We start from the raw sequence: 8,179 nt of genomic DNA, 5'->3' as shown, positions 1-8,179 counted from the left end.
GTAGGCGCACGGATTTTCCATTATGAATATAGTATCCTGTCAAGTCGCCTTTGTCAAGAGAAAATTTGACAACATCCAGACAAACGTTATTGTAGGGGTAATTCATGAATTACCCCTACACCTATTACCTAGTCCAGTAACCCACCATCATCGACTATGATTGAATTAATCACTGCTCACTGCTCACTGATAACTGATAGCTGATAACTGATAACTGATAACTGATAAGAGATTGTCGAAGAAGGGGTGAACATTCGGGGGATAACCTATGGTTGAAACCGTAGATTTCCTATCCGAATGCTGGTCCCCTACTTTTTCAGCATACCCTAATTAATCGGGCAATTTATACTGTTCCACAATCTTTTTAGCATATTCAGGAACATGAGCCGCTAATTTTTCAGGATAATTACGTTTAACATAAAGGTAATTACGGGTAAAGTGAGAATCGATGGAAAAGCGAGCATATTCTAAACCTTTAGGCCCGATTTTTTCAATTACTACTCCCATCATTTTTGCCGCCCACATCGGCAAGGTTACACCTTTATCGTAGGCAGGAATACTATTTTGTACCGCCTGTTTTCTATCACCACTAGACATAACATCTTGGGTATCTAATTGGTCTTTAACTAACTCTAACATTTCCTTGCCCGTATCATTACGAACCATAATCCATTGCCAGCCAAAAGGTGCGCCCATATAGCCCACAACCAAATCCGCAAGGGAGTTAACATAATCAAAACAAGTCATACAGGAAGGGGCAAAAACATCTTTTAATTTATTAGTTTTTAAGCCAAAAAAGGGAACCATTTCGATCGAGCCATCTTCGTGTTTAAAGTGTACCCGAAAATCCTGCATAAATTCGTAATGAACCACGGTTTCTGGGGAACGACTGGTAGTTTCTAGAAACTTTTGCAGTCCTGAGCGGGTGACATTATCGACGCAGGGAGTTCCTAAGACATATAATTTTTCCAAGCCTAATTTTTTTTCTACTGCTCTTAGGGCTTGAATTTGACAACCAACTCCGATAACTAATAACCGTTTCATGCCCGATTTTTCAATTTCTTCTAGGACTGATAAATTGGGAGAAAGAGTCGGTTTATTAACTTTAGCGGCGAGAATTTCTTCCGTGGTACGGGCGAGAATCGGTTGCGGTTGAAAGCGATCCTCGGCGGTATTCTGCACACAAACCACCCCTTCTACTAAACCACGATCGAGCATTTCACAGGCAATTGTACTGACAATTCCCGTCCATTGCGCCCCGGGAATAGCTTGTTTTTTCTTGGCAGCCATCATCTCTTGATGAACGCCAAAATAGAGATCATTTTCCTGATTTAAGTCGCGACTTTTGCCGTGTGCTGCTGCTTCTAAATCGGCGATTTGTTGATTGAGAAAAGCACAAGCTTCTTTAACGTAGTGAATATAATAAGTGTCACAAAGTCCGCACTCGCTACACAATTCTTTGGCAGGACGACGACTATTAGGCTTGAGGGCTTTGGCTTTTAGGTGTGGCGCAAGCGAGTTCATAATCTTAAAAGGCAACTAGGTCAAGGGTTTTTTTCTATCGATCGTTTACCTTACCGCATTCCATCACTTTGTTACCAATCTTTTTAAAGAAATGTAACGATTACCCGGAATAGGATCAGAGCAAAGCTTCTAAGGTGGCGACGACGGAAGCCGCTAAAGCTTCTAAATCATAACCACCTTCTAAGCCGAAAAGCAGCGGTTTATTGAGAGTTAAGAGGTATTTGGTTAAAATTCCATAATCTTGTGGGTGTAAACAAATTCCCGCCAGAGGATCCGCTTGATTGGCATCATATCCAGCACTAACAATCACTAAATCCGGCTGAAAATTTTTCAGAAAAGGTATGACTTGCCCCTCAAAATGTTCTTGATAATCTTTAATGGTACTTCCCGCCGGTAAGGGAATATTCAAAACATTATTAAACTCACCTGTTTCTCTCGCTTCTCCCGTGCCGGGATAAAAGGGGAATTGATGGAGAGAACAATAGGCAATCTGGGGATGATTTTCAACTATATCCTGGGTGCCATTGCCGTGATGTACGTCCCAATCGAGAATCGCTACTTTTTGCACTCTTTTGTTTTCTAAAGCATAATAGGCGGCAATAGCAGCATTAGAAAACAGACAGAAACCCATGCCATAATTAGAAGTGGCATGATGCCCGGGAGGACGGGCTAAAATAAAGGCAGGATCGCCGGTGGATAAGACTCGATCTACCCCATCTAACCAGCCACTAACCGCTAGTAACGCCACATCGTAACTACGGGCAGAAACGGGAGTATCTGCATCCAATCTTCCCCCACCCTGTTGACAAATTCGCCGCAATATATCAACATAATCTTGATTATGAACTTGTTTGATCAAAGGGAGTACTTCGTCACGAATTTCGAGCGGTGTCGGTAAATGCCATGTTAATTTTGACTGCCATTCTGTTTGTTTTAAAGCCTCGACAATTGCCGTTAAACGCGCCGCTTTTTCGGGATGGTAAATACCTGTATCGTGATCGAGAAATTCATCGGAATAGATAATCGAGATCATAATCAAATTACTGCTTAACTCGTTGATTTTTGAGCAACCCAATGGTTTTAATCTACCAGAAAAGCAGCGGCTTGAGCGGCTATAGTGAAAAAACTTTACTGATTGGGTCACTTTTGCCAGATGATGCAATTATCTTTCCCCAAAGTGACAGGAGGCAAAAATGCTGACAAATTTTCGGAAATTTCAGCTAGAAGTTAATGGCATTACTATCAATGGTGTCAAAGGTGGGCGCGGTTTTCCGCTGCTTTTGCTCCATGGTTATCCCCAAACCCATCAAATGTGGCATAAAATCGTCCCCCGATTAGGGGCTAATTTTACGGTTATCGCCACGGATCTGCGCGGCTACGGGGATAGCGATAAACCCTTACCCCTAGAGGATTCTAGCAATTATTGCAAGCGAGTCATGGCCCTCGATCAGGTGTTGCTGATGGAAAAATTGGGTTATCAGGAGTTTTATCTAATCGGCCACGATCGAGGGGCGCGAGTTTCCCACCGTCTCGCCCTTGATTTTCCCGAAAAGGTAAAAAAACTCGTTTTACTCGATATAGCCCCGACGCTGGCGATGTACGAGGCGACTGATAAAACTTTTGCCACTGCCTACTATCATTGGTTTTTCTTGATTCAGCCTTCCCCTTTTCCCGAAACCCTGATCGCTGCTAATCCCGATTATTATCTACAACATTGCTTGCAAAGTTGGGGGCGAGATTTTAGCGCTTTTACAGAGGAAGCTTTGGGGGAATATCAGCGTTGTTTTCGAGATTTAAGGACAATAACCGCCACTTGTGCCGATTATCGGGCCGCCGCTACCATCGATTTAGAGCATGATCGTCAGGATTTAGACCGGAAAATTTCCTCTCCCCTCTTGGTTCTTTGGGGAGAAAAAGGTTTCATTGCACGTCAATACGATGTGATCGCTCTTTGGCAGCAGCGAGCTAATCAAGTCACTGGACAGGCGATCGCCAGTGGTCATTTTTTACCGGAAGAAGCACCGGAAGAGACGGGACAGGCGATCGAGGATTTTCTTCGCTAAGTAAAGAGATTGACGGCAGAATTCTCTGAGTTAGGAGTCAGATTTTTCAATCAATTACTGGTCAAATATTATTATGCAAATGCTAAAATATTCTCTGATCGTCCCCATCTATAACGAGGAAGAAACTATTGCCGAACTGTATCGCCGGGTGAGTGCCATCATGAATAATTTAGATGGGGCGGTAGAATTAATCCTAGTAAATGATGGTAGTAAAGATAGTTCCTTAAAACGGCTGCGAGAACTGCACAAAGCTGATTCACGAGTGTGTTATATCAGTTTCGCCCGCAATTTTGGTCATCAAGCGGCGGTAACTGCTGGACTTAATTTTTGCCGAGGACAAGTAATTATTGTTTTAGATGCCGACCTGCAAGATCCGCCCGAATTAATTCCCCAGATGATTGAAAAATGGCAAGAGGGGTATCAAGTAGTTTATGCCCAAAGAACCAAAAGAAAACAAGAAAGTTGGTTTAAAAAACTGACGGCCTATCTCTTTTATCGTTTGCTTAAAAGACTAGCAGATGTGGATATTCCCGCCGATACAGGAGACTTTTGTTTAATGGATCGTCAGGTAGTAGATCTATTAAATTCTCTCCCAGAAAGAAATCGTTATATTCGTGGGTTGCGCGCTTGGATTGGCTTTCCACAAACTGCGGTTAAATTTGAGCGGGATGCGCGCTTTGCCGGGGAAGTAAAATATACCTTTAGCAAATCATTATCTTTAGCTATTAATAGCCTAGTATCTTTTTCCCGTGTCCCCTTACGTTTTGCCACCTATCTAGGATTATTTTCTGCCCTGATATCTTTGATTATGGCTCTGTTAGTATTATATTGGCGTTTACAGCAACCGGACTCACCGATCACGGGTTTTGCCACGATTATGATCGCTATATTTTTTCTGGGTTCTGTGCAGCTAATTAGCATCGGAATACTAGGAGAATATATCGGCAGAATTTACGAGGAAGTTAAAGGCAGACCCACCTACACAATTACTGAGTTAGCTGGCTTACAAATTTCTTGATTCTTGTCAGTAGGAATCGGTAATTTTTTGCTGTTTTGCCCATCTGGATCAAACTTGATCCGCCTTAGCGATCGCCAATTATTAAGCCTTGGCAGAGAGTTTCTCCGTCTCGGAGAATCTCTGGACAATAACGATCGAGCATTCTTGGCCAGCGACGGACAGGCTCACAATCCCCGGTGACAGAGACAAGACGACCAAAAACGGAATTTTTTAGCCCAGTTTCACAGAGACGAAATTTCGCCTCTGTTAGCCAGACTGATAGCTGATTGGAATCGCTAATAATTTTCTCGAGGATTTGTGGTCGGAGAATTTTCTTGGTAGGAAAAGCTGCTACCAAACTCGAATTCCTGTCCGTAGGCTTCCTCTCCGTGTTCAGGAACATCTAACCCTTCTGCTTCCGTATTCGGTTTAACCCGCAGCTCCATAAATAGACTGAGAACTTTCAGGATAACAAAAGTACCCACGGCAGCAAAGATATAAGTAGCGGCAACGCCAACAAATTGCGTCCACAGTAACCCCGGATTCCCAAAAAATAAACCATCATTTCCGACTGGATTAACTGCTTTTGTGGCAAAAAGCCCCGTAAGCAGCGCCCCTATTGTCCCGCCGACACCATGGACAGGATAGGTATCCAAAGAATCATCAAAGCGCAATTTTGCCCGCAGACTAACCGCAAAAAAACAGCTAAGGGCAGTGATCGAACCAATGAGAATCGCCCCGATCGGCAGCACATAACCGGCAGCGGGAGTAATACCCACTAATCCCCCTAAAAATCCACTAGCAATACCGATCGCCGTCGGTTTACCCCGTAAAATCCATTCTATAAGCATCCATGTCAAACCACCAGCCGAAGCGGCGATCGTGGTATTAACAAAAGCTGTGGCTGCCAGCGAACTAGAAGAAAGCGCGCTACCCCCATTAAAACCAAACCAACCAAACCAGAGTAAACCGATACCTAGGAGAACAAACGGCACATTATGGGGTGCATAGGTTTGGACACCAAAACTACGCCGCGGACCGATCATCCAGGCGGCCACCAGTGCGGAAATCCCGGAACTAATGTGAACAACGGTTCCACCAGCGAAATCCAGCGCCCCAGTGGCTGCCAACCAACCCTTACCCCAAACCCAGTGAGCTAGGGGAGAATAGATCAAGGTGGACCAAAGCAGTAAAAACCAAAAATAGGCTTTAAAGTTAACCCGTTCCACGATCGCACCCGAAATTAAAGCCGGGGTGATGATCGCAAACATCATCTGATAGACCATAAACACTTGATGGGGAACGGTGGGTGCATAACCGATATTGTCAGGTGCGGCGGCGGTGACACCGTTGAGAAAAATCCAATCTAGTCCCCCGATAAAAGCTTCGATCCCTTCACCAAAGCCACTTTTACCCGGGGTGACATCGAAAGCGAGACTATAACCCCAAAACACCCAAGTTACACCGATGACGCCCATGGCTACCAAACTCATCATCATGGTGTTGAGGACGTTACGGGAACGCACTAAACCCCCATAAAAAAAAGCCAGTCCGGGGGTCATTAATAAAACTAAAGCTGAGGAGATCAGCATCCAAGCGGTATCTCCAGCACTAATCGGATTGGGGGGAGCGGCGGCGATGGTTTCCGCAAACACCGGGGCAACTCCGAAATTGAATCCTAGTCCCAGCAAAAGTATGGTTATTCCTACGATCTTTTTCATTGACGGTTGGTGGTTAGTAGCAAGATTAATTTTTTCTGTCTGGAAAGAGATAAAAACCGAAAGAGAAAAGGTTTAGAAGGCAATTATAGCCACCGATCGCATCGGGGCGAGGCCTTCTTCCTTTTCTCTTTAACTTTGTCGGGGATAGATTAATCTATCTTTACAAGGTTTAACCTAACGACTGCTGGGCGTTTCCATGTCAACACTGGAAGCATAATAGCCACTGGCAACGATATCGGACTCCTTGACGAAACCGCTATAGGCTTCCATTCCGTGTTCACCCACATCCAAACCTTCCATTTCTTCTTCGGGAGTAACACGAATACCGAGGGTAGCCTTGAGGATTGTCCAAACAATACCACTAACAATCACGGTAAATGCCCCTACTGCCACAATCCCGATAATTTGGTTAATAAACAGTTGGAATTGACCGGTGATTAAACCCGCATCTTTGTTGAAGATACCGACGGCTAAAGTTCCAAACACACCACAGACAAGGTGAACGGAAGTCGCACCCACGGGGTCATCAATTTTCAGGTTATCGAAGAAAGCCACCGAGTAAACCACGACTACACCGGCAATTAAACCGATGATTGCCGCCGACCAATAGGATACACCATCACAACCGGCAGTAACGGCTACTAAACCGGCCAGAATACCGTTAATAATCATCGAAAGGTCGGGTTTACCATCTTTCGCCCAAGCGGTAAAGGTAGCGGCAATGCCACCCGCGGCCCCGGCGAGGTTAGTGGTGACAGCGATATAGGGTACAGTTTCATTAACCGCTAAAGCAGAACCGGGGTTAAAACCGAACCAGCCAATCCAGAGAATTAAACAACCCAGGGTTGCGATACTCATGTTATGGCCGGGTAAGGCACTGGTGCGACCGTTGATGTATTTACCCATTCTCGGCCCGAGAATTGCCGCCCCGGTTAAAGCAGACCAACCACCCACCGAGTGGACCACCGTCGAACCGGCGAAGTCTTTAAAACCAAGGTCAGCTAACCAACCGCCACCCCAAACCCAGTGACCGGTGATCGGGTACATGATACCGACGATAATTAAGCTAAAAACGAGGAAATCGACGAATTTAATCCGTTCTGCCACGGCCCCAGATACAATGGTTGCCGCCGTTCCCGCGAAAGCGACTTGGAACAGGAAGAACACCGAAGTGGGCAAATATTTCGGCATGGCGTAGGTGGCAGGATCGCTACTGCTGAGGAACCAACCTCCTGTACCGAAAAATTCGTTACTGACAGACCCAAACATCAGGGAGAAACCGATCGCCCAAAATGATATGGTGGAGAGGGCGAAAACGATCAGGTTTTTGGCGAGAACGTTAACGGCATTTTTCTGGCGACAGAATCCCGTTTCTAGCATCGCAAAACCCGCGTTCATAAAGATCACGAGGATGGCGGCAATTAAAACCCAGATTGTATTGAGGGCGTTTTGGACATCTTCGGGGGTTAGGGGTTTCGCATCCTGGGCCTGTGCGGCCGCGTTCCAAACCACAAAAATAATCGCAGACAAGGGAACACAGGCTAACCAGACAGGGTTAATTTTCGGTAACAAACCGACAAGTTCCCCGGATTTTCGAGCAATTCGTTTCATCGTTAATTCGTTTACTTTGTTGAGTTAGTAGGTCGATTCATTACTATTGAAAATAATTACCGAGCAATTATGTCCGTTCAACCTCTAAATTCTAGGAACAGAGGTCAATCATTTCAGAAGACCAAACACCTAGGGATTTATCTTGATGTGTGAGTAGTCAATGTTTTTCGATCTTTGTTTTTTTGATCTGAGATTTCTGTATTCGTTGATACATTTCATGTTAAAATAATAGTATTAGAGAAGTAATCAATAATTCAGTTATC

At 44.8% G+C, this 8,179-nt stretch carries 7 protein-coding genes; 2 read left to right on the top strand and 5 right to left on the bottom strand.

Features of this window, described 5'->3' with window-relative positions:
- Positions 1 to 330 precede the first annotated feature (330 nt).
- Both PX636_RS14435 and PX636_RS14430 read right to left on the bottom strand, forming a co-directional pair.
- Positions 331 to 1,524 (bottom strand): Coenzyme F420 hydrogenase/dehydrogenase, beta subunit C-terminal domain, encoded by a 1,194-nt coding sequence (locus PX636_RS14435; protein WP_288117656.1) that lies wholly within the window; start codon positions 1,522 to 1,524, stop codon positions 331 to 333.
- 115 nt (positions 1,525 to 1,639) lie between these two features.
- On the bottom strand, positions 1,640 to 2,557 hold the full coding sequence (locus tag PX636_RS14430; RefSeq protein ID WP_288117655.1) for a histone deacetylase family protein: 918 nt from the start codon (positions 2,555 to 2,557) through the stop codon (positions 1,640 to 1,642).
- 160 nt (positions 2,558 to 2,717) lie between these two features.
- Here PX636_RS14430 and PX636_RS14425 point away from each other — a divergent pair, with 160 nt between their 5' ends.
- Both PX636_RS14425 and PX636_RS14420 read left to right on the top strand, forming a co-directional pair.
- Positions 2,718 to 3,587 (top strand): alpha/beta fold hydrolase, encoded by an 870-nt coding sequence (locus tag PX636_RS14425; RefSeq protein ID WP_002797166.1) that lies wholly within the window; start codon positions 2,718 to 2,720, stop codon positions 3,585 to 3,587.
- A gap of 79 nt (positions 3,588 to 3,666) precedes the next feature.
- On the top strand, positions 3,667 to 4,605 hold the full coding sequence (locus PX636_RS14420; RefSeq protein WP_012266724.1) for a glycosyltransferase family 2 protein: 939 nt from the start codon (positions 3,667 to 3,669) through the stop codon (positions 4,603 to 4,605).
- Positions 4,606 to 4,669: 64 nt separating this feature from the next.
- Here PX636_RS14420 and PX636_RS14415 read toward each other — a convergent pair whose 3' ends face one another.
- The 3 genes from PX636_RS14415 to PX636_RS14405 all read right to left on the bottom strand — a co-directional run bounded on the left by PX636_RS14415 (position 4,670) and on the right by PX636_RS14405 (position 7,916).
- Positions 4,670 to 4,942, bottom strand: a complete 273-nt coding sequence (locus PX636_RS14415) for a hypothetical protein (protein WP_288117654.1) — start codon at positions 4,940 to 4,942, stop codon at positions 4,670 to 4,672.
- Positions 4,881 to 6,305, bottom strand: a complete 1,425-nt coding sequence (locus PX636_RS14410) for an ammonium transporter (protein WP_288117653.1) — start codon at positions 6,303 to 6,305, stop codon at positions 4,881 to 4,883. The genes PX636_RS14415 and PX636_RS14410 overlap by 62 nt, the downstream gene beginning before the upstream one ends.
- A 174-nt stretch (positions 6,306 to 6,479) precedes the next feature.
- The gene (locus PX636_RS14405) at positions 6,480 to 7,916 is read right to left on the bottom strand and encodes an ammonium transporter (protein WP_288117652.1); all 1,437 of its coding nucleotides are present in this window, start codon (positions 7,914 to 7,916) and stop codon (positions 6,480 to 6,482) included.
- Positions 7,917 to 8,179: the final 263 nt, after the last annotated feature.

It is taken from the genome of Microcystis sp. M53598_WE2 (genome assembly GCF_030067735.1).
Taxonomy (GTDB): domain Bacteria; phylum Cyanobacteriota; class Cyanobacteriia; order Cyanobacteriales; family Microcystaceae; genus Microcystis; species Microcystis aeruginosa.
This window is presented reverse-complemented; position numbering and strand designations above follow the sequence as displayed.

Excerpts from the sequence above, each read along its gene's own strand:
- PX636_RS14420 (WP_012266724.1), top strand. The coding sequence starts at position 3,667 with ATGCTAAAATATTCTCTGATCGTCCCCATCTATAACGAGGAAGAAACT.
- PX636_RS14425 (WP_002797166.1), top strand. The coding sequence starts at position 2,718 with ATGCTGACAAATTTTCGGAAATTTCAGCTAGAAGTTAATGGCATTACT.
- PX636_RS14430 (WP_288117655.1), bottom strand. The coding sequence starts at position 2,557 with ATGATCTCGATTATCTATTCCGATGAATTTCTCGATCACGATACAGGT.
- PX636_RS14410 (WP_288117653.1), bottom strand. The coding sequence starts at position 6,305 with ATGAAAAAGATCGTAGGAATAACCATACTTTTGCTGGGACTAGGATTC.
- PX636_RS14405 (WP_288117652.1), bottom strand. The coding sequence starts at position 7,916 with ATGAAACGAATTGCTCGAAAATCCGGGGAACTTGTCGGTTTGTTACCG.
- PX636_RS14435 (WP_288117656.1), bottom strand. The coding sequence starts at position 1,524 with ATGAACTCGCTTGCGCCACACCTAAAAGCCAAAGCCCTCAAGCCTAAT.